We start from the raw sequence: 19,242 nt of genomic DNA on the forward strand, positions 1-19,242 counted from the left end.
TATGTGGCGGTTCGCTACACGAAATAGGGTGTGTGCGGGGCCACTTTCAACCCGAACCGAAGAAAACGGGCGCCTCGAACGCCGCTTTTCGCACCGCCCGCCGCAACGCCCTCAGCAGTGGCCCGCCGACCGCGAGGGTCAGCACGACCGTGAGCACGGCCCGGCCCAGGTCCCAGCCCAGCGACGTCGCCGCGCAGTACGCGGCGAACCGCGCCAGGTTCGCGGCCACCGCATCCCCGGGGTGGAACGAGATGCCCTGGCCCATGCCCTGCAGCAGCACCCATCCCTGCAGGTTCATGACCGTGCCGTACGCGAACGAGCCCACGAACCCGTACGCCGCCAGCATCAGCAGCTCCGCCCTGCCCCGCAGCCTCTGCGCACCGGGCAGCAGGCCCGCGCCCAGCGAGAACCAGCCCATCGCCAGCATCTGGAACGGCATCCACGGCCCGACCCCGCCCGTGAGCAGCGCGGACGCGAACATCGTCACCGAACCGAGGACGAAGCCGAAGCCCGGGCCGAGGACCCGGCCGCTGAGCACCATCAGGAAGAACATCGGCTCCAGGCCCGCCGTCCCCGCGCCCAGCGGCCGCAGCGCGGCACCGACCGCGGCGAGCACGCCGAGCATCGCCACCGCCTTGGCGTCCATCCCCTGATCGGCGATGGTCGCGACGACCACGGCGACGAGGAGGGGCAGCAGCCCCGCGAACAGCCACGGGGCGTCCCGGGAGTGGGCGAGTCCGGACTGGCCGTCGGCCAGGAGCGGCCAGCCGAAGGCGGCGACACCGATCAGGGTCACGAGGAGCAGCGCGACGGCGGCGCGGGGGCCGACGCGCACGGGGCGGTGGTTCACGGCTTGGCCCCGGGAGTGTCGGCGGCGGCAGGGCCGGCGGGGCCGGCGGCGGCGGAGGTGGCGGGGTCGGGGTCCGGGTCGGGGTTGGAGTCGGAGGTGGTGGCGGGGGCGGGGTCGGGGTTGGAGTCGGGGGTGGTGGAGGTGGCCAGGGCACGGGCGACCTGGGTCACCGTGAGCCAGTGGCCGGGGGCCAGGATCTTGGCCACCTGCGGTGCGAACGCCGGCGACGACACGACGACCTCGGCGGTCGGCCCGTCCGCGACGATCTCGCCGCCCGCCAGGATCACGACCCGGTGCGCAAGCTCGGCGGCGAGCTCCACATCGTGCGTGGCCAGGACGATGGCGTGCCCGTCGGCGGCCAGCGCCCGCAGGATCTCGATCAGGCGGGCCTTGGCCGCGTAGTCCAGACCGCGCGTCGGCTCGTCGAGCAGGAGCAGGGCGGGCCGGCCGGTGAGTACGAGGGCCAGGGCCAGCGCCAGGCGCTGCCCCTCGGAGAGGTCCCGCGGATGGGTGCCGTCGGGGACGTCGGGCAGCAGCTCCCGGACCAGGGCCCGGCAGGTGCCCGGCGGCCGGCCGGCGTCGGCGTCGGCCGCGGCGCACTCGGCGGCCACGGTGTCGGCGTAGAGGAGGTCACGGGGCTCCTGCGGGACCAGGCCGACCCGGCGGACCATCTCCTGCGGTGCGGTGCGGTGCGGGGTGCGGCCGCAGACGGACACCGAGCCGGTGGTGGGTGCCAGCGTGCCGATGAGGGTGGCGAGGAGGGTGGACTTCCCGGCGCCGTTGCGGCCCATGAGGGCGATGGTCTCGCCGGGCGCCACGGCGAGGTCGATGCCGTGGAGGACCTCGGCGCGGCCACGGCGGAGGGAGAGCGAGGTGAGGCGGGCCACACAGGCGGTGCCGGTGCCGGTGCCGGTGCCGTTGCCGGTGTCCGGTTCGGGGGCGGGGGCGGGGGCCGGCGGCTCGCTCCGGCGGAGCAGGCGGAACAGGCGGAGCAGGACTCCGGGGACGCCGACGCGGGGGCTGGGGCTGGGGCCGCTGCGCGGGGCCTCTTCCCCGCCCCGCCCCTTCCCGAAACCGGGGCTCCGCCCCGGACCCCGCGCCTCAAGCGCCGGCGGGGCTGGGTGGTTGAGGCCCGGCCCGGTGCGTCGCGGGTCGGGGGTCGGCGGGGCTGGGTGGTTGGGGTCCTGCCCGGTGCGCCGCGTATCGGGGGCTGGCGGGGCTGCATAGCTGGGGCCCGGCCCTGTGCCCTGCGTGTCGGAGGTCGGCGGGGCTGTGTGGTCGGGGTCCGGCCCGGTGCGCCGTGCCTCAAGCGCCAGCGGGGCTGCGCGGTCAGGGCCCGGCCCTGTGCCCTGCGTGTTGGAGGTCGGCGGGGCTGCGTGGTCGGGGTACGGGGTCGTGTGCTGTGTGTTGGGGGTGGGCGGGGCCGTGTGTGCCAGGCGGGAGAGGAGCGGGGGTGACTGGCGGCGGGCCTCGCGGACCGACAGGGGTACGGGGGACCACCCCGCGAGGCGGCCCAGCGCGACCACCGGCGGGTGCACCGGCGAGACCGCCATCACGGAGGCCGGGCTGCCGATGACCGGCGCCGCGCCCGGGGCCGGGAGCAGCAGCACCCGGTCCGCGTACTGGACCACCCGCTCCAGGCGGTGCTCCGCCATCAGCACGGTGGTGCCCAGGTCGTGCACCAGCCGCTGGAGGACCGCGAGCACCTCCTCCGCGGCCGCCGGGTCCAGCGCCGAGGTCGGCTCGTCCAGGACCAGGACCTTGGGGTGCGGGGTCAGCACCGAGCCGATCGCGACCCGCTGCTGCTGGCCGCCGGAGAGGGTGGCGATGGGACGGTCGCGCAGCTCGTTCAGGCCGAGCAGGTCCAGGGTCTCCTCGACCCGGCGGCGCATGACGGCCGGGGCCAGACCGAGCGACTCCATGCCGTAGGCGAGCTCGTCCTCGACGACGTCCGTCACGAAATGGGCGAGCGGATCCTGGCCGACGGTGCCCACGACATCGGCGAGTTCGCGCGGCCGGTGCGTGCGGGTGTCGCGCCCGGCGACCGTGACGCGGCCGCGCAGCGTGCCACCGGTGAAGTGCGGGACCAGGCCGGAGACCGCTCCGAGGAGGGTCGACTTGCCGACGCCCGACGGTCCGACCAGGAGCGTGAGCTCTCCCTCCGGGATCACCAGATCGGCGTCGCGGAGGGTGGGCTGCGCGGCGCCGTCGTAGGTGACCGACACCTGCTCGAAGCGGATCACTGCGACGCCTCCTTGGGCGATACGGGTGGTGCGGGTGATACGGGTGGTGCGGGCGCCACGAAGGCGGGGAGCAGGCCGACGAGGATCGCGGCTGCGGGCCACAGCGGGAGCGTCGGCGCCACCAGGGGCACCACACCGGGCAGCAGGGCCTCCGGGTCGACGGCCGCGGCGCGGACGAGGGCGGCGGCTACGGCCGCGCCCGACCCGGCGACCAGCCAGGCGCGCCCGCCCCAGCGGTCGGGCCGGTAGCGGGTCCGGATGCTGCGCCGTCCGCCCAGGCGCAGGCCCGCGAGCGCCAGGACCAGGCCGATGACCAGGACCGGCAGCCCGTACGCGGCGCCCTCGGCGGCGAGCAGGCCGTACGTGCCCGCGCACATGCCGAGCAGACCGCCGAGGGTGAGGGCGTTGGTGGTGTGCCGGACGGCGGGCGGGACCTGCGCGGTGCGGCCGTAGCCGCGGGCGTCCATCGAGGCGGCGACGGCGACGGAACGCTCCAGGGCGCCCTCCAGGACGGGCAGGCCGATCTGGAGGACCGCCTTGACGCCGCCGGTGGGACGGCCGCGCAGGCGGCGGGCGGTCCGCAGCCGGGCCACGTCGGCGACCATGTTCGGCGCGAAGGTCATGGCGACGACGACGGCGACGCCGACCTCGTAGAGGGCGGCCGGGAGGGACTTCAGCAGTCGGGCCGGATTGGCGAGGGCGTTGGCGGCGCCGACGCAGACGAGGAGGGCGGCGAGCTTGGCGCCGTCGTAGAAGGCGAAGACGAGCTGCTCGGCGGTGACGCGGCCGCCGACGCGGATGCCTTGGGCCGCCCAGTCGGGCAGCGGCACCTCGGGGAGGGTGAAGAGGGTGTGCGCGCCGGGGACGGGGGAGCCGAGCAGCACGGAGAAGAGGAGGCGCAGCCCGATGACGAACAGGCCGAGCTTGAGGAAGGCGCTGTAGGAACGGGCCCAGGGGGCGGAGGTCCGGCGGGCGGCGACGACGTAGCCGGCGACACCGACGATCAGGCCGAGCAGGAGCGGATTGGTGGTGCGGGAGGCGGCGGTGGCCAGGCCGAGGGCCCACAGCCACCAGGCCCCCGCGTGCAGGGCGTTGCCACGGCGGGCCAGGGGCGCCGCCATTTTTTCGTACGTCGGCCGGAACCCGGGACCACCCGCCCCGGCCTCCCCGGGCCCGGGCGGGGTCAGGCCGTCGACTGCGGGCCGACGGCTCCTCACGACACCCCGCCCCGCGGCTGCCGCCCGAACAGCCCCGGCGTTTTCCGCCCCGCGGGACCCGGCTGCGGCGACGCCGGAGGCGGCCGACTGCGGTCTCCGAGCAGCAACGACCCACGCCGACTCGGTACTCGGCGGCGCTCCGTCCGATTCAGGGCCTTCCACCGCCTGCGGCCCGCCGACCACCGCCTGCGGCTCGGCGTCGGGTGCCTGCGGCCCGGGGACCTGCGTCTGCGGCTCGGCGTCGGGCGTGTGCGGCCGGGCGGCCTGCGTCTGCGGCGTGGGGGTCGGCGTCTGCGGATCGACGGGGGGCGGGCCCGGGCCCGGTTCGGGGCTTGGCGGTGTGGGGGTCATCGGCGGCGGCGGGACTGCCAGACGGCCGCCGCTGCCAGGGCGGCCACCGCCGCCAGGCCGGCCAGCAGGCCGGTCGACGGGCCGCCGTCGGACGGGGCCGACGGCTTCGGCTTCGGCCCCGCCGCAGGCTGCGGCCCGTCGTCCGCGATCGGCTCGCCGCAGCCCTGCTTCGGGTAGCCCGACACCGCGCACAGCAGTGCCGCACTGTTGTAGCGGAGCGGCTTGGCGACCTCCGCCAGCGCCTCGGCCGCCGTGGCGTCCGGGGCGACCTGGGCGCAGGCCGTGCGCGGGGTGTCCTGCGGCGCGGCGTCCCCGGCCGGGGCGTCCGCCGGGAGGCCGAAATCGACGACGACCGCGATCCGCTTGCGGCCCTCCACGGCGGTGGTGCCCCCGCAGACCGCCGCGAAGTCCGCCGCCGCGCGCGGCTTCGCCGCCTCGGCCGCCGCGTCGCGGCTCACCGCGAAGCGGAAGCCAAGGGCCGCGCCGTCGGCCGGGCGGGCCGTCGAGGGGCCCTGCGTGGCGTACTGCCACTGGCCCCCCGTGCCCTCCCAGAACGACCAGTAGCGGTAGCTCGCCGCCAGCGCCGGGGACGACGCCAGGAGCGTGAGGAGGACACCGAACGCGAGGACCAGCGGTGTCAGGCCGCGGCGGCGCATCAGAGCTGGTTCTTCTTCCGGCGGCCGCTCAGCAGGACGCCGATGCCCATGCCCGCCGCCAGGCCCGCACCCACGATCCACCAGACGTTCGCGTTCGAGTCGGTGTCCGACTCGTCCTTCTCGTCCTTCTCGCCCTTCTCGGGCTTCCCGGACTTCGACGCGGCCGCGTCACCCGTCTGCGACGCCGGGCCCGTCGCGTTCAGCGCCGTCACCAGGTCCGTGCCGCCGAACGACTTCGGGTCCGTGCCCGTCGCGTGCGCGACCAGGACCAGGGTGCCGAGCGCCGCCGGGCTGTCCTTCGACCACTGCGCCGAGTTCGCCTTCAGCCACTCCAGCGCGCCCGCCGCCGACTGCTTGTGCCCGGCCGCCGCCAGGGCGATCACCGCGTCCGCGGTGTTGCCCGTGTCCGCGGTCGGCTGGTCCGCGCCCGGGGTGACGGCCGTCAGGTGGCCGTCCTTCTTCAGCGTCTCGGCCAGGTGGCCGGCCGCGCCCTGCGCCGCGGCCGCCGGGTCGGCGGCGTCCGTCGCCGGGCAGGCCAGCGCGGCTGCGGGGGTGTCCGTCGCGGCGGGGGCCACGACCGAGCCCTGGCCCAGCCCGGCCAGGACCGCGGCGGCCGTGGCATCGGCGTTGGCCGCGAGCTTGCCGTCGGCCGGCTGGTACCCGAAGGCGCCCCGGTCGGCGGCCGGCTCGGCGGCGCAGCCCAGCTGGAAGGCCAGCAGGCCCTCGTACGCGGACTTGCCCGCCTTCGACTTCACCTCGGCCGGCTTCTCGCCCGCCGCGGCCAGCGCGCTGATGACGAGGGAGGTGGAGCTGCCCTCGCTGGGGGTGCCGGGGACGAAGGCCCAGCCGCCGTCCTCGTTCTGGACGGACTTCAGCCAGTCCACGCCCTTCTTCACCGCCGCGTCCTGGCCGCCCAGCGCCTTCAGCGCCTGCACGGCCATCGAGGTGGCGTTCGTGTCGTACATCGTCTTGTCGTCGCAGGCCGCGGACGCGTCCGCACGGAACGAGGCGAAGCCGCCGTTCGCGCACTGCTGGCCGGCGAGCCAGGCGACGGCCTCCTTGGCCGGCTTCACACCGGCCGTCTGCTGGGCCAGCAGCGCGAAGGACTGCCGCCACACGCCGTCGTACGTCGGGTCCTTCTTGCCGAACAGACCCGACGGGATCACCGGCGCCGCCGGGGCGGACGGAGACGGCGCGGCGAGGGCTGCAGGGGCGGCGCCCGCACAGAGCACGGCGGAGGCGGCGAGCGCGGCGGCGCTGCGGCGGACGTTCATGGGGGCGGGTGCCTCTCGTGCTGGGGAGCCGGGAGGCAGGCGCGCACAAGGGCACCGGGCTCCGGCTCCGTTTACCTCGACGGTGCCGGCCGCCGGGGCTCCGGCGGCGCGAGCCGCGCACCTCGCGTACGGGGCAGTCCGGCTTCCCGCCCGGGCGGGGCCGGGGCGGGTCACGGTTGCGGGTCAGCGCCGGAATCGCACCGGCTTCCCCCCGTACGGAAGGGTGGACGACGGGTTCACTGTACCGGCCCGTAGCAGTCCGGATGGGGGGCGCCCAGGCCCAGCGCCCCTTACCGGCGGGCCCGCCGTCACACGGCGCGGTACGCGACGGGGTCACTGCCCGGGACCGCCTCGGCCCGGCCCTGCTTCACCAGGCGCCGCAGATGCGCTTCGGCTTCCGAGACGGCGATGTTGCGGGAGCCGTACGGGATCTGCTCCCAGGGCCGGTTCCACTCCATGCGCTCCGCCAGCGCCCACGGGGTCAGCGGCTTGGCCAGCAGCCGCCACAGCCCGCTCAGCCGCTCCTCGTGGTGGCGCAGCAGCTCGTGGACCCGGGCCGGGGCGTCGGTGAAGGCGTGCTGGTGCGCCGGGAGGACCTCGGCCGGGTCGAGGCGCCCGATGCGTTCGAGGGAGTCGAGGTAGTCGCCGAGGGGGTCGGTGACCTGGGTGACGCCGTTCTCGTCGGGGGCCTCGTACAGGCCGATGTGCGGGGAGATCCCGGGCAGCAGGTGGTCCCCGGAGAAGAGGCGGCCGTTGCCGGGGAGGTCCGCCGGGTGCCGTTCCTCCAGGTGCAGGCAGACGTGGCCGGGGGTGTGCCCGGGGGTCCAGACGGCGCGCAGCCGGCGCCCGGCGAGGGGGAGCAGCTCGCCGGGGACGATCTCCCGGTCCGGGACGGCGGCCCGCAGCCCGGGCAGGGTGCGCAGGCGGCCGCTCGCGCGGGCCGCGCGCAGGGGGGCGACGTGCTCCTCGGGGGCTCCGGCGGCGGCGAGCTTCTCGCTCATGTAGTCGAACCAGGTGCCGGGCTCGGCGGACCGGGTCCGTACGACGACCTCGGTGTCGGCGGCGTGCATGGCGATCCAGGCGCCGGAGGCCTCGCGGACCCGGCCGGACAGGCCGTGGTGGTCGGGGTGGTGGTGGGTGATGACCACGCCGTGGACGTCGGCGACGGAGGTGCCGAGCGCGGCGAGGCCGGCGACGAGGGTGTCCCAGGACTTCGGGTCGTCCCAGCCGGTGTCGATCAGGACGGGCCCGCGGTCGGTGTCGAGGACGTGGACGAGGGTGTGGCCGAGCGGGTTGTCGGGGATCGGGACCCTGATGCCGCGGACGCCGCCGCCGTGGTCGCTGACGTGTGGGGCGGTGGCGGGTGACGGGTTGCGTGCCGGGTCCTGGTTGCGTGCCGGGTCCGGAGGGGTGTGCGGGACGGTCCGGCGGGGCGTGTCCTGCGGCATGGGGGCTCCCTGTCTGGGCCTGGCCGCCGCGTCTGCGCCGCCCGGCTCCCTCTCACGAGAACGTGTTGCAGTAGTCGCCCAAGTCGACCATCTGCGGCCCGTCCTGACTAGTCGTAACCGCTCGATGGATCTTCCGGACCGTTCCGTCCTGGCCGTGGACTCCTAGAACTAGAACTGGTATCAGTTCGGGAAAGCCAAGCCGCAGGAGGCAGCAGCCATGACCGAGCTCGTGGAACACGGACACCTGTTCATCGGCGGGGAGTGGACGGATCCGCTGGGCACCGACACGATCGAGATCGTCTCCCCCCACACCGAGCAGGTCATCGGCAGCGTCCCGCACGCCTCCCGCGCGGACGTGGACCGCGCCGTCGCCGTCGCGCGCAAGGCCTTCGACGAGGGACCCTGGCCCCGGACCTCCCTGGACGAGCGGATCGCCGTCATCACCCGGATCAAGGACGCGATCGCCGTCCGCCACGAGGAGATCGCCCGCTCGATCAGCTCGCAGAACGGGTCCCCGTACTCCTGGAGCGTCCTCGCGCAGGCGCTCGGCCCGATGATGGTCTACGACGCCGCGATCCAGGTCGCGCGCGCCTACCCGTACGAGGAGCACCGCCAGGGGGCGCTCGGGCCGATCCTGGTGCGCCGCGAGCCGGTGGGCGTGGTCGCGGCCGTCATCCCGTGGAACGTGCCCCAGTTCGTGGCCGCCGCCAAGCTCGCCCCCGCGCTGCTCACCGGGTCGACGGTGATCCTCAAGCCGTCCCCCGAGTCACCGCTGGACTCCTACATCCTCGCCGACATCGCCCGGGAGGCCGGGCTGCCGGAGGGCGTGCTGTCGATCCTGCCCGCCGACCGGGAGGTCAGCGAGTACCTGGTCGGCCACCCCGGCGTCGACAAGGTGGCCTTCACCGGCTCGGTCGCCGCCGGCAGGCGCGTGATGGAGGTCGCCGCCCGCAACCTGACCCGGGTCACCCTCGAACTCGGCGGCAAGTCCGCCGCCGTGATCCTCCCGGACGCCGACCTCGAAACCACCATCGCCGGGATCGTCCCCGCGGCCTGGATGAACAACGGGCAGGCCTGCGTGGCCCAGACCCGCGTCCTCGCGCCGCGCAGCCGGTACGAGGAGGTCGCCGAGGCGCTCGCGGCCGCGGCCGGCGCGCTCGTGGTCGGCGACCCGCTGGACCCGGCGACGCAGCTCGGACCGCTGGTCGCCAGGCGGCAGCAACAGCGGTCGCTGGACTACATCCGGATCGGCCAGGAGGAGGGCGCGAAGGTCCTGGCGGGCGGCGGCCGCCCGGCGGGCCTGGAGCAGGGCTGGTACGTGGAGCCGACGCTGTTCGGGGACGTGGACAACTCGATGCGGATCGCCCGCGAGGAGATCTTCGGACCGGTCGTCTGCCTGATCCCGTACGGGGACGAGGCGGAGGCGGTACGGATCGCCAACGACTCGGAGTTCGGCCTCAGCGGCAGCGTCTGGACGGGAGACGTCGAGCACGGCATCGACTTCGCCCGGCGGGTACGGACGGGCACCTTCAACGTGAACACCTTCAGCCTGGACATGCTGGGGCCGTTCGGCGGCTACAAGAACAGCGGTGTGGGGCGGGAGTTCGGGCCCGAGGGGCTGAGCGAGTACCTGGAGCACAAGATGATCCACCTGCCGGCGGGCTACGCGGCGGGTGCCTGATGGGTGACCGCTGGGTGGTGGAGGTGGACCGCGGGGTCTGCATCGGCTCGGGCATGTGCGTGAACCACGCACCGGAGGGCTTCGCCCTGGACTCGGCGCGCCAGTCGCACCCGCGCGACCCGGAGACGGACGCGAACGAGCCGATCCTGACGGCGGCGGAGGGCTGCCCGGTGGAGGCGATCCTGATCACCCTGGCGGGCAGCGGCGAGGCGGTGTTCCCGCCGGAGGAGTGAGGGGGTGGGGGCCGGCGGGGCGGGGTCGGTGGGGTGGGGCGGGGGGTTGGGGGTGGGGGACAGGCGGGGCGGTGTCGGTGGGGTGGGGCGGGATTCCCAGGGGCGGGGAGAGGCGGGTCGGGGTCGGAAGCACGGGGCGGGAGCCGAGGGGCGGGGTCCGGGCGAGGCGGTGTCGGGGTGGGTCCGGGGGCGTCCCGTCAGTCCACTGTCCTTCCGTGCCGTGCCGGCCCGTCAAGGGCGCTCCTTCGTCGCGTCGCTTCGCGATGGCCTGCGGCCACCCTTGACCGCCCGTCCCGTCCCGGAAAGACAAAGACTGACGGGAAGCCCCCGAAGGATGGCCGGGGGGCACGTGTCCAGGGGCGGCCCCATCACGGATCCTGGACAGGGGTCCCCGTCCATCCGCAGCCGGCCCCACCAGGACCGGCCAGTCAGACGACGCTGGGGCGCAGCCCGCACCAGGCAGCGAGAAGCCCACCAGGGGCGGAGTGGGCCCGAGGACGCCCCAGATCGCTACGCGCTTCTCCCGGCATAGCGTCCGCCGGCCGTCTGGGGCCGTTCATAAGCCGCCCACGGCCAGCACTCCATCACCAAGCACGCGACAGCGGGTCGTTTGTCCCTTTTGGTCGACCATTAAGGACCTTGAAGCGGCTTGGTGGAGTGGGAGGTTGGAAAGTCCGGCATCAGACTCCCTCTCGGCCGTTTTTCACCACAGACAGACCGCAGACGCCCCAAAAGGTCGCCAATATCCCATGTTCGGGCGGCCTATGAACGGCCACAGACGGCCGGTGGACGCTGAGCAGGGAGAAGCGCGTAGCGATCTGAGGCGTCCACCGGCCCAGCGCTACTGGGATAGGGGGCCCGAAGGGGGCCGTGCCCGCCATTACGGGCTGGCTGGCCGGTCCCGGTGAGCCGGCTCCGGAGGGACGGGGGCCCCTGTCCCGGATCTCTGATCGGGCCGCCCCTGGACATGAACCCCCCGGCCATCCTTCGGGGGCTTCCCGTCAGTCTTTGTCTTTCCGGGACGGGACGGGCGGTCAAGGGTGGAGCGCAGCGACATCGCGAAGCGACGCGACGAAGGAGCGCCCTTGACGGGCCGGCACGGCACGGAAGGACAGTGGACTGACGGGACGCCCCCGAACCCACCCCGACACCGCCCCGCCCACACCCCGCCCCTCGGCTCCGGCCCCACCCCACCGACCCCGCCCCACCCGGATCCCGCCCCGTGGCTCCCGCCCCGCGCTTGCAACCCCGCCCCGCCCCGCCCCTCCCCCCCGCCCCGCCCCACCGACCCCGACCCGCTCCCCCCGCCTTACCTCCCCGCCCGAACCGTCGGTTCAGGCCGTTTCTCGGGGTGGGGGTGTCGTCAGGTCGATCAGGCGGCAGACCGTTTCGATGTCGATCTTTACCTGGGCGATCGAGGCGCGGCCCGAGAGCCAGGTGATCAGTGCCGAGTGCCAGGTGTGCTCGATCACCCGGACCGCGGAGAGCTGTTCCGCCGTCGGCGGGGCTTCCAGGCCCATCGCGTCCAGGATGATCGCCGTGGTCAGCCGGGACACCGTGTCCACCTCGGGGCTCACGCTCCGGTCCGCGAACGTCAGGGCGCGGACCATGGCGTCCGCGAGGTGGGGTTCGCGCTGGAGCGCGCGGAAGGCCCGCATGAGGGTCTCCGCGACCCGGGCCGCCGGGTCCTCGCCCGCCGGGGGGCGTTTGCGGAGCGTCGTGTGCATGTGCTGGAGCTGATCCTGCATCGTGGCGACGAGGAGGTGCACCTTGGACGGGAAGTACCGGTACAGGGTGCCCAGCGCGACCCCGGCCGCCTCGGCGACCTCCCGCATCTGGACGGCGTCGAAACCGCCCCGGCTGGCCAGCTGGGCGCTGGCGTGCAGGATCCTGCGGCGGCGCGCCTCCTGGCGCTCCGTCAGGGGAGGGGACGCCGTCGCGGCGACGGCCTTCTCGACGGCTTTCGCTTCCGCTGTCATCTGTCCCGTTCCATGGCGTTCCGTGTCGTTGCGGTGCTGACTTCCGGGCTGTTCACGTCGCTGTTCGGTGGTGATCCGGCGGGTGATGGTCAGGTGATCGGCGGTCAGCATGGCAGGCGCCCGAGCCGTGGCGCGAATCACCTGCTCCGCCTCTTACGGTGTGGTTTCCGGCCGGTAGATTCAATGGTCTTCGACGGATCAAGTCTGAAACTTGTTCTACATTATGCGAGCGGTTACGCTCCGGCGAAAGTTGCAGGGAGAAGGGGGCCGAGAGTGACCGCTGAGGCCATGGTGACGAGCCCTTTCGCGGGTTCCGCCACCGACGGCGACCGCCCGTTGCGCATCGCACTCCTCACCTATAAGGGGAACCCGTTCTGCGGCGGCCAGGGCGTCTACGTCCGGCACCTCTCGCGGGAGCTCGTGAGGCTCGGGCACTCCGTCGAGGTCATCGGCGCGCAGCCGTACCCCGTCCTCGACACCGGTGCCACCCTGACCGAACTGCCGAGTCTCGACTTGTACCGGCAGCCCGACCCGTTCCGTACGCCGGGGCGCGGCGAGTACCGGGACTGGATCGACGCGCTGGAAGTCGCCACCATGTGGACCGGCGGATTCCCCGAGCCGCTGACCTTCTCGCTGCGGGCCCGGCGTCACCTCGCGGCCCGCGCGGGCCAGTTCGACGTCATCCACGACAACCAGACGCTCGGCTACGGCCTGCTGGCCGGCCTCGGCGCGCCGCTGGTCACCACCATCCACCACCCCATCACCGTCGACCGGCAGCTGGACCTCGACGCCGCCCGGGACTACAAGAAGCGCCTCTCGGTGCGGCGTTGGTACGGGTTCACGCGGATGCAGGGGCGGGTCGCCCGCCGGCTGCCGTCCGTGCTGACCGTGTCCGGCTCCTCCAAGCAGGAGATCGCCGAGCACCTGGGCGTGCGGGACGAGCGCATCCACGTCGTCCACATCGGCGCCGACACCGATCTGTGGTCGCCCGACGCGTCCGTCGCCGAGGTGCCGGGCCGGATCGTGACGACCTCCAGCGCCGACGTCCCGCTCAAGGGCCTGGTCCACCTCGTCGAGGCGCTCGCGAAGCTGCGGACCGAGCAGCCCGACGCGCACCTCGTCGTCGTCGGCAAGCGCGCCGAGCAGGGGCCGGTCGCCCGCGCGATCGAGTCGTACGGGCTCCAGGACGCGGTCCGCTTCGTCAAGGGCATCACCGACGCCGAGCTCGTGGACCTGGTGCGCAGCGCGCAGGTCTCCTGCGTGCCCTCCCTGTACGAGGGCTTCTCGCTGCCCGCCGCCGAGGCCATGGCCACGGGCACGCCGCTGGTCGCCACCACCGGCGGTGCCATCCCCGAGGTCGCGGGTCCCGACGGCGAGACGTGCCTCGCGGTGCCGCCCGGCGATGCGGGCGCGCTGGCCGCCGCGCTGGGCCGGCTGCTCGGCGACCCGCAGTTGCGGGCGCGCCTCGGTGCGGCCGGACGTGAGCGGGTGCTGTCCCGGTTCACGTGGGCCAGAGCCGCCGAGGGCACTGCCGCGCACTACCGCGCCGCCATCGAGCGGCATGCGGCCCGTACCCGCAGCGCCCGGTGACCTGCGCTCCATGACGTCGATGCCTTCCGGGCACTCCCGGGACCCGCGGCACCCCCGCCGCCCCGGGTGCTCCCGGCTCCCGTTCCACCCCCTCCACCCCCGCGACTGCGAAGGCAGGACCCCGTGCTGACCGTCGATTTCTCCCGGTTCCCGCTCGCCGCAGGCGACCGTGTGCTCGATCTGGGCTGCGGCGCCGGCCGGCACGCCTTCGAGTGTTACCGGCGCGGTGCCCAGGTGGTCGCAGTCGACCGCAACGGCGAGGAGATCCGCGAGGTCGCCAAGTGGTTCGCCGCCATGAAGGAGGCTGGTGAGGCGCCGGCCGGGGCCACCGCCACCGCCATGGAGGGCGACGCGCTGGCCCTGCCCTTCCCGGACGAGTCCTTCGACGTCGTGATCATCTCCGAGGTGATGGAGCACATCCCCGACGACAAGGGCGTGCTCGCGGAGATGGTCCGCGTCCTCAAGCCGGGCGGCCGCATCGCCATCACCGTGCCGCGCTACGGCCCGGAGAAGATCTGCTGGGCGCTGAGCGACGCCTACCACGAGGTCGAGGGCGGGCACATCCGCATCTACAAAGCCGACGAACTGCTCGGGAAGATGGCGGCCGCCGGCCTCAAGACGTACGGCACCCACCACGCGCACGGCCTGCACTCCCCGTACTGGTGGCTCAAGTGCGCGTTCGGCGTCGACAACGACAAGGCGCTGCCCGTGAAGGCGTACCACAAGCTCCTGGTCTGGGACATCATGAAGAAGCCCCTCGCGACGCGGCTCGCGGAGCAGGCGCTGAACCCGGTCATCGGCAAGAGCTTCGTGGCGTACGCGACGAAGCCGCACCTTCCCGTCGGCGCGGCGAAGTGAGCTCGCCCGGGCGCACCGAACGCCTGGTCCTGGACGGGGTGCTGACCGCCGAGGAGGCCGCCGGGACGGTGGCCGGCATCCTCGCCGCGCAGCGCTCCGACGGGGCCATCCCGTGGTTCCGCGGGCACCACCTCGACCCGTGGGACCACACCGAGGCCGCGATGGCCCTGGACGCGGCGGGCGAGCACGAGGCGGCGGAGCGGGCCTACGAGTGGCTGGCCCGGCACCAGAACGCCGACGGCTCCTGGTACGCGGCGTACGCCGACCGGCCGGACGGGGTGGACACCGCCGAGCCGCAGGACGCGAGCCGGGAGTCCAACTTCGTCGCGTACATAGCCGTCGGCGTCTGGCACCACTACCTGGCCACCGGCGACGACCCGTTCCTGGACCGCATGTGGCCCGTCGTCTACGCGGCGGTCGAGTTCGTCCTCGGCCTGCAGCAGCCGGGCGGCGAGATCGGCTGGAAGCGGGAGGCCGACGGCACGCCCGTCACCGACGCGCTGCTCACCGGCTCCTCCTCGATCCACCAGGCGCTGCGGTGCGCGCTGGCGATCGCCGAGCACCGTGAGGAGCCGCAGCCGGACTGGGAGCTGGCGGCGGGCTCCCTGGGGCACGCGATCCGCCGGCACCCGGAGCGGTTCCTGGACAAGTCCCGCTACTCGATGGACTGGTACTACCCGGTGCTGGGCGGTGCGCTCACGGGCGCGGAGGCGAGGGCGCGGATCGAGAGCCGCTGGGCCGAGTTCGTCGTCCCGGGGCTGGGCGTGCGCTGCGTGCTGCCGAACCCGTGGGTGACGGGCGGGGAGTCCTGCGAGCTGGCCCTGGCCCTGTGGGCGATCGGCGAGTCGGACCGGGCGCTGGACGTCCTGCGGTCCATCACGCACCTGCGGGCGGACAACGGCATGTACTGGACGGGCTACGTCTTCGACGACAAGGCGGTGTGGCCGGTCGAGCAGACGACCTGGACGGCCGGGTCGCTGCTGCTGGCCGTGGCCGCGCTGGGCGGGGACGAGGCCACCGGGGCGGTGTTCGGGGGGCTGGAGCTGCCGTCGGGACTGGAGCCGGACTGCTGCGGTTAGCCCGCGCAGGGCCGGGACGGACGTGAGGGGGCAGGCCGCCCGGGGAGGCGGCCTGCCCGTAGGGGGCTCGCGGTCAGCGGCGGTAGAGCCGGCCCGCGATGAAATGGCCCAGGACGAGGTACGCCACGGCCGCCACGCCGTAGCCCACCACCACCTGGACCCATTCGTGGTCGAAGGTGAACAGGTCGTAGGACCAGCCGGCCAGCCATGTGGCGGCGTCGTGGATGAACTCCACCAGGCCGTTGCCCCGGTTGGCTTCGAGGAAGTAGAGCAGGATCCACAGGCCGATCGTGAAGGCCAGCACGTCCGCCACCGCGGCGACGACCCGGCCGGCCTGAACGCCTCCACGGGCGTGTACTCCGGTGTGTGTGCGCATGCAGCGCGTCTTGCCCCGTCGGGGTGAGGCAAACCCGAATGGGTCATCCGAGTGGCGCAGTGCCGGGGCCCGGGTGACGCTGCGGGAGACACCTCACTCCCCGGAGGCCCACGTGTCCGAACGCAGCGTTTCCATACCCAGTGCCACCCGATTCCGACGTGCCCTCACCGCCCTGCTCGTGTCCGGCGCACTGGTCGCCGGCGCCGCCGCCTGCGGCAGCGAAGGCGGTGGCAGGGGCCGGGGCGAGGACGTGGCCCTGTCCGTGCCCGCGGCGCCGGCCGCCGAAGTGGCGGCGCCCGAGGCCTGGCAGGCGACGGAAGCGGCGGAGGTCGCGGCCCTCGCCGAGCCCTCACCGAGCACCAGCGCGGAGAAGCAGAAGTTCGCCAAGACGCGCTTCGTCGCCAACGCGGGCCTCGCGGCGGGGGCGACATACCAGTGGATCATCAAGCCGTACCGTGCGGGCAAGTTCAAGAAGGGCGCCAAGGGGCGTACGTTCGCGCTGATCAAGGCGGGCCTCGCCGGTGCCTTCGCGTACAACCGGCTGAAGGCGGCGGCGGACAACGCCAAGGGCGACCCGCTGCTGTCGAAGGCGATGGCTCCGCTGACGGCGGGCATCGCGTCCCTCAAGGGGCTGGGCACCAAACTACGCAAGGGTGATGCCGGCGATGGCGACATCGGCTCGCTGGAGGGCGTCATCGGCGGGGTCAAGGACGCCGGTAAGAGCGCGGGCGCGCCGGTGACCGACAAGGTGCCGAGCGCGGGCCAGCTGAGCGGCGGTTAGACCGCGGATTCCACGCCGGAAAGGCGGCCAGGCAGGCGGCCAGGCAGGCAGCCAGTCAGGTAGCTGAGCAGGCAGGCAGGCAGGGGGCAGGCCGGACGGGCAGCGTCGCCCGTCCGGCCTGCCCGCCCGCCTGCCTGCTTCAATGAGCGGATGATCGAGTTCCTGGTGGCCGCGGCCGCCGTCGTCGGGGTGGGGTGGCTGGTGCGGCGCAAGCAGCGGCAGCGTCTCGCCGCCGGTTCCCCGGACGGGATCCCGTGCATGGCGCGGCACCCTGCCGGTGCGGGCCGCTGGCGGATGGGCCGGGTGTTCACCGGTCCCGGCGCCCCGTGCTGGGTGCCCCGGCGCGGTGAGCCCGTACCGCTGCCCGGCGGGCGGGCGACCGGGGTGCGGGCGCCGTCCGTGAAGGAGGGCATCTCCATCAACCCCGGCTCGCGCATCGTGGCCTGCACGTACGGCAGCGGTGCGGACGGGAGCGGTGCGGACGGCGCGGGCGGCGGGACCATCGAGATCGCGGTGATGCCGCTGGACCTTCGGGAGCTGCTGGAGGCCGTCCCGCCGTCCGGGGCGGAGCCGGGTTAGGCGTTGAGCTCGGCGAGGACGCGCAGGGTGTGGGGGTCCGGGGCCGTCACGAGGAGGTCGGTGACCGGGCCCTTGCGCCACAGGTCGAGGCGTTCGGCGATCCGCTCGCGCGGCCCGATCAGGGAGATCTCGTCGGCGAAGGCGTCCGGCACGGCGAGCACGGCCTCCTCCTTGCGTCCGGCGAGGAACAGTTCCTGGATGCGGCGGGCCTGCGCCTCGTAGCCCATCCGTGCCATCAGGTCGGCGTGGAAGTTGCGGGCCGCGTGGCCCATCCCGCCGATGTAGAAGCCGAGCATGGCCTTGACGGGCAGCAGGCCCTCGGCGACGTCGTCGCAGACCTTCGCCCTGGCCATAGGGGCGATCATGAAGCCTTCGGGCAGGCCGGTCAGGGAGGCCTGGTAGACGTCGGTGCGGGCCGGTGACCAGTACAGCGGCAGCCAGCCGTCCGCGATGCGGGTCGTCTGGGCGATGTTCTTCGGGCCTTCCGCGCCCAGCAGCACCGGCAGGTCCGGGCGCAGCGGGTGCGTGATGGGCTTGAGCGGTTTGCCGATGCCGGTGCCGTCCGTGCCGCGGTACGGGTGCTGGTGGAAGCGGCCGTCGAGGGTGACGGGCCCTTCGCGGCGCAGCGCCTGGCGGACGACGTCGACGTACTCCCGGGTCGCGGTGAGCGGGCTCGCGGGGAAGGGGCGCCCGTACCAGCCCTCGACGACCTGGGGACCGGACAGGCCCAGGCCCAGCATCATCCGGCCGCCGGAGAGGTGGTCCAGGGTGAGGGCGTGCATGGCGGTGGCGGTGGGGGTGCGGGCGGCCATCTGGGCGATGGCGGTGCCGAGGCGGATCCGGGAGGTGTGCGCGGCGATCCAGGTCAGCGGGGTGAAGGCGTCCGAGCCCCAGGCTTCGGCGGTCCAGACCGAGTGGTAGCCGAGGCGCTCGGCCTCGGTGGCGAGGTCGAGGTGGGCGCGGTCGGGGCCGCGGCCCCAGTAGCCGAGTGCGAGTCCGAGGCGCATGTACGTCGTCCCCTCCAGCCATATCTGACGCTCCGTCAGGTGACTGTAGGGCAATGGCCCCCCGCCCGGAAGGGCGGGGGGCCGTCGGCGGGTGCGGGGCGGGTCAGCCGCGCTGGATGCCCGAGGTGTCGTTCAGGACGCCGCGGCGGCCGTCCTGGGTCTGGGCGATCAGCGTGGCCGGGCCGCGCTGGTCCACCGCCAGGTACCAGGTGCCGGGCGCGAGTTCGGCGATGGGCGTGGGGGAGCCGTCCTCGGGGAAGAGGGGGCGGGCCACCGGGACCGCGAACCAGAACGGGGTGAAGTCCGCCGCCGGGGCGGGCGTCGCGTCCTGCGGGGCCGGCGCCGGGGCCGGGGTGCCGCCGTACGGCGGGACCGGCTGCGGGGTGGACCCGTACGGCGTCTGCTGCTGGCCGCCCGGGTAGCCGTACCCGGCGCCGGGCTGCGGCTGGGCCCCGTACGGCGCGGGCGCCGCGGGCCGCGGCTCGGGCATCAGCGCACCGGCCAGCGCCGGGACCTTCGCGCCCGCGACGGCCACGCCGGCCAGCGCGAGGGCGGCGAGGAAGGCGATGATGCAGCCCGGGCCGAGGTCCAGCCGGCTCGGGATGGTGATCAGTGCCCAGAGCGAGGACCAGGCGGACGCGATCGCGAGCACCGTCCCCCACGCCGGCAGCGGCAGGCCCGCGACCTTGCGGCTCTCCGGCTGGAACCGGCCCGCGATCAGCAGGCCGGCCGCGATGAAGCCGAGCAGGAAGATCGAGGGAAGCACCAGACCGTATGCGTCGGTGTCCCACGCGCCCGGCATGTCGATGCCGGTCGCGGAGTAGAAATCGAGGAACGAGGCGATGAACAGCAGCGCCGCTGCTCCGATCACCACGCCGTCGCCTCGAGTGAGGGAGCGGATGTTCACGTCTTAGGTGTCCTTCTCGGTCTCGGTCGTCTCGTGGTGCCGCGGTCGCGCACGTGCAGGAGCGGGGCGGGCGGGACCATGGTACGGAGGTTCCCGGCGGCCGAGAGGATCGGGGCGGCAGGCTGTCCCGGGG

At 74.2% G+C, this 19,242-nt stretch carries 17 protein-coding genes and 1 riboswitch; of the genes, 7 read left to right on the forward strand and 10 right to left on the reverse strand.

The features are described from left to right. Positions 1 to 46: 46 nt before the first annotated feature. The 6 genes from ACIPK4_RS09715 to ACIPK4_RS09740 form a co-directional block, all read right to left on the reverse strand. On the reverse strand, positions 47 to 850 hold the full coding sequence (locus tag ACIPK4_RS09715; protein WP_402310656.1) for an ECF transporter S component: 804 nt from the start codon (positions 848 to 850) through the stop codon (positions 47 to 49). Beyond that, positions 847 to 3,093 carry an ATP-binding cassette domain-containing protein gene (locus tag ACIPK4_RS09720; RefSeq protein ID WP_402310657.1) on the reverse strand — a complete coding sequence of 749 codons (2,247 nt, stop codon included), beginning with the start codon at positions 3,091 to 3,093 and terminating at the stop codon, positions 847 to 849. The genes ACIPK4_RS09715 and ACIPK4_RS09720 overlap by 4 nt, the downstream gene beginning before the upstream one ends. Continuing rightward, positions 3,090 to 4,214: a CbiQ family ECF transporter T component gene (locus ACIPK4_RS09725; RefSeq protein WP_402310660.1), complete on the reverse strand. Its 1,125-nt coding sequence runs from the start codon at positions 4,212 to 4,214 to the stop codon at positions 3,090 to 3,092. Before ACIPK4_RS09725 ends, ACIPK4_RS09720 begins: the two co-directional genes overlap by 4 nt. A 443-nt stretch (positions 4,215 to 4,657) precedes the next feature. After that, positions 4,658 to 5,317, reverse strand: a complete 660-nt coding sequence (locus ACIPK4_RS09730; protein WP_402310662.1) for an SCO2322 family protein — start codon at positions 5,315 to 5,317, stop codon at positions 4,658 to 4,660. Beyond that, positions 5,317 to 6,591, reverse strand: coding sequence for a prenyltransferase/squalene oxidase repeat-containing protein (locus tag ACIPK4_RS09735; RefSeq protein WP_402310665.1), 1,275 nt, complete (start codon positions 6,589 to 6,591; stop codon positions 5,317 to 5,319). Before ACIPK4_RS09735 ends, ACIPK4_RS09730 begins: the two co-directional genes overlap by 1 nt. Positions 6,592 to 6,722: 131 nt before the next feature. Beyond that, positions 6,723 to 6,802, reverse strand: a riboswitch (cobalamin riboswitch). A gap of 97 nt (positions 6,803 to 6,899) precedes the next feature. Next, complete coding sequence (locus ACIPK4_RS09740; protein ID WP_402310668.1) at positions 6,900 to 8,039, reverse strand: MBL fold metallo-hydrolase; 1,140 nt, start codon at positions 8,037 to 8,039, stop codon at positions 6,900 to 6,902. Positions 8,040 to 8,256: 217 nt separating this feature from the next. On the opposite strand from ACIPK4_RS09740, the gene ACIPK4_RS09745 reads away from it, so the two are divergent. Continuing rightward, positions 8,257 to 9,720: an aldehyde dehydrogenase gene (locus ACIPK4_RS09745; protein ID WP_402310670.1), complete on the forward strand. Its 1,464-nt coding sequence runs from the start codon at positions 8,257 to 8,259 to the stop codon at positions 9,718 to 9,720. After that, positions 9,720 to 9,953, forward strand: a complete 234-nt coding sequence (locus ACIPK4_RS09750) for a ferredoxin (protein ID WP_054223178.1) — start codon at positions 9,720 to 9,722, stop codon at positions 9,951 to 9,953. Before ACIPK4_RS09745 ends, ACIPK4_RS09750 begins: the two co-directional genes overlap by 1 nt. A gap of 1,334 nt (positions 9,954 to 11,287) precedes the next feature. On the opposite strand, the gene ACIPK4_RS09755 is transcribed toward ACIPK4_RS09750, so the two are convergent. Then, complete coding sequence (locus ACIPK4_RS09755; protein ID WP_402310673.1) at positions 11,288 to 11,932, reverse strand: TetR family transcriptional regulator; 645 nt, start codon at positions 11,930 to 11,932, stop codon at positions 11,288 to 11,290. Positions 11,933 to 12,205: 273 nt separating this feature from the next. Between ACIPK4_RS09755 and ACIPK4_RS09760 the strand changes: the two genes are divergently transcribed. From ACIPK4_RS09760 to ACIPK4_RS09770, 3 genes are all read left to right on the forward strand, one after another. Then, the gene (locus ACIPK4_RS09760; RefSeq protein WP_376205024.1) at positions 12,206 to 13,522 is read left to right on the forward strand and encodes a glycosyltransferase family 4 protein; all 1,317 of its coding nucleotides are present in this window, start codon (positions 12,206 to 12,208) and stop codon (positions 13,520 to 13,522) included. 123 nt (positions 13,523 to 13,645) lie between these two features. Further along, positions 13,646 to 14,380 (forward strand): class I SAM-dependent methyltransferase, encoded by a 735-nt coding sequence (locus ACIPK4_RS09765; protein WP_054223236.1) that lies wholly within the window; start codon positions 13,646 to 13,648, stop codon positions 14,378 to 14,380. Further along, the gene (locus tag ACIPK4_RS09770; protein ID WP_054223237.1) at positions 14,377 to 15,459 is read left to right on the forward strand and encodes a prenyltransferase; all 1,083 of its coding nucleotides are present in this window, start codon (positions 14,377 to 14,379) and stop codon (positions 15,457 to 15,459) included. Before ACIPK4_RS09765 ends, ACIPK4_RS09770 begins: the two co-directional genes overlap by 4 nt. A 73-nt stretch (positions 15,460 to 15,532) precedes the next feature. Here ACIPK4_RS09770 and ACIPK4_RS09775 read toward each other — a convergent pair whose 3' ends face one another. Next, a complete protein-coding gene (locus ACIPK4_RS09775) occupies positions 15,533 to 15,835 on the reverse strand; it encodes a hypothetical protein (protein WP_054223238.1) in 303 nt (100 codons plus the stop codon). Between the two features lie 133 nt (positions 15,836 to 15,968). On the opposite strand from ACIPK4_RS09775, the gene ACIPK4_RS09780 reads away from it, so the two are divergent. Together ACIPK4_RS09780 and ACIPK4_RS09785 are read left to right on the forward strand one after the other, a co-directional pair. Then, complete coding sequence (locus ACIPK4_RS09780; RefSeq protein ID WP_402311759.1) at positions 15,969 to 16,616, forward strand: hypothetical protein; 648 nt, start codon at positions 15,969 to 15,971, stop codon at positions 16,614 to 16,616. 150 nt (positions 16,617 to 16,766) lie between these two features. After that, positions 16,767 to 17,195, forward strand: coding sequence for a hypothetical protein (locus ACIPK4_RS09785; RefSeq protein ID WP_402310677.1), 429 nt, complete (start codon positions 16,767 to 16,769; stop codon positions 17,193 to 17,195). On the opposite strand, the gene ACIPK4_RS09790 is transcribed toward ACIPK4_RS09785, so the two are convergent. Both ACIPK4_RS09790 and ACIPK4_RS09795 read right to left on the reverse strand, forming a co-directional pair. After that, entirely contained in the window at positions 17,192 to 18,202 is a 1,011-nt protein-coding gene (locus ACIPK4_RS09790) for an LLM class F420-dependent oxidoreductase (RefSeq protein WP_402310680.1), read from the reverse strand. The two genes, ACIPK4_RS09785 and ACIPK4_RS09790, sit on opposite strands and share 4 nt — an antisense overlap. Before the next feature lie 103 nt (positions 18,203 to 18,305). Next, positions 18,306 to 19,109, reverse strand: coding sequence for a hypothetical protein (locus ACIPK4_RS09795; protein ID WP_402310682.1), 804 nt, complete (start codon positions 19,107 to 19,109; stop codon positions 18,306 to 18,308). Between the last annotated feature and the right edge of the window lie 133 nt (positions 19,110 to 19,242).

Origin of the sequence: Streptomyces sp. NPDC086989 (genome assembly GCF_044745505.1) — a bacterium.
In the GTDB taxonomy this organism is placed as follows: domain Bacteria; phylum Actinomycetota; class Actinomycetes; order Streptomycetales; family Streptomycetaceae; genus Streptomyces.

Excerpts from the sequence above, each read along its gene's own strand:
- ACIPK4_RS09725 (WP_402310660.1), bottom strand. The coding sequence starts at position 4,214 with ATGGCGGCGCCCCTGGCCCGCCGTGGCAACGCCCTGCACGCGGGGGCC.
- ACIPK4_RS09730 (WP_402310662.1), bottom strand. The coding sequence starts at position 5,317 with ATGCGCCGCCGCGGCCTGACACCGCTGGTCCTCGCGTTCGGTGTCCTC.
- ACIPK4_RS09735 (WP_402310665.1), bottom strand. The coding sequence starts at position 6,591 with ATGAACGTCCGCCGCAGCGCCGCCGCGCTCGCCGCCTCCGCCGTGCTC.
- ACIPK4_RS09740 (WP_402310668.1), bottom strand. The coding sequence starts at position 8,039 with ATGCCGCAGGACACGCCCCGCCGGACCGTCCCGCACACCCCTCCGGAC.
- ACIPK4_RS09745 (WP_402310670.1), top strand. The coding sequence starts at position 8,257 with ATGACCGAGCTCGTGGAACACGGACACCTGTTCATCGGCGGGGAGTGG.
- ACIPK4_RS09750 (WP_054223178.1), top strand. The coding sequence starts at position 9,720 with ATGGGTGACCGCTGGGTGGTGGAGGTGGACCGCGGGGTCTGCATCGGC.
- ACIPK4_RS09755 (WP_402310673.1), bottom strand. The coding sequence starts at position 11,932 with ATGACAGCGGAAGCGAAAGCCGTCGAGAAGGCCGTCGCCGCGACGGCG.
- ACIPK4_RS09775 (WP_054223238.1), bottom strand. The coding sequence starts at position 15,835 with ATGCGCACACACACCGGAGTACACGCCCGTGGAGGCGTTCAGGCCGGC.
- ACIPK4_RS09785 (WP_402310677.1), top strand. The coding sequence starts at position 16,767 with ATGATCGAGTTCCTGGTGGCCGCGGCCGCCGTCGTCGGGGTGGGGTGG.
- ACIPK4_RS09790 (WP_402310680.1), bottom strand. The coding sequence starts at position 18,202 with ATGCGCCTCGGACTCGCACTCGGCTACTGGGGCCGCGGCCCCGACCGC.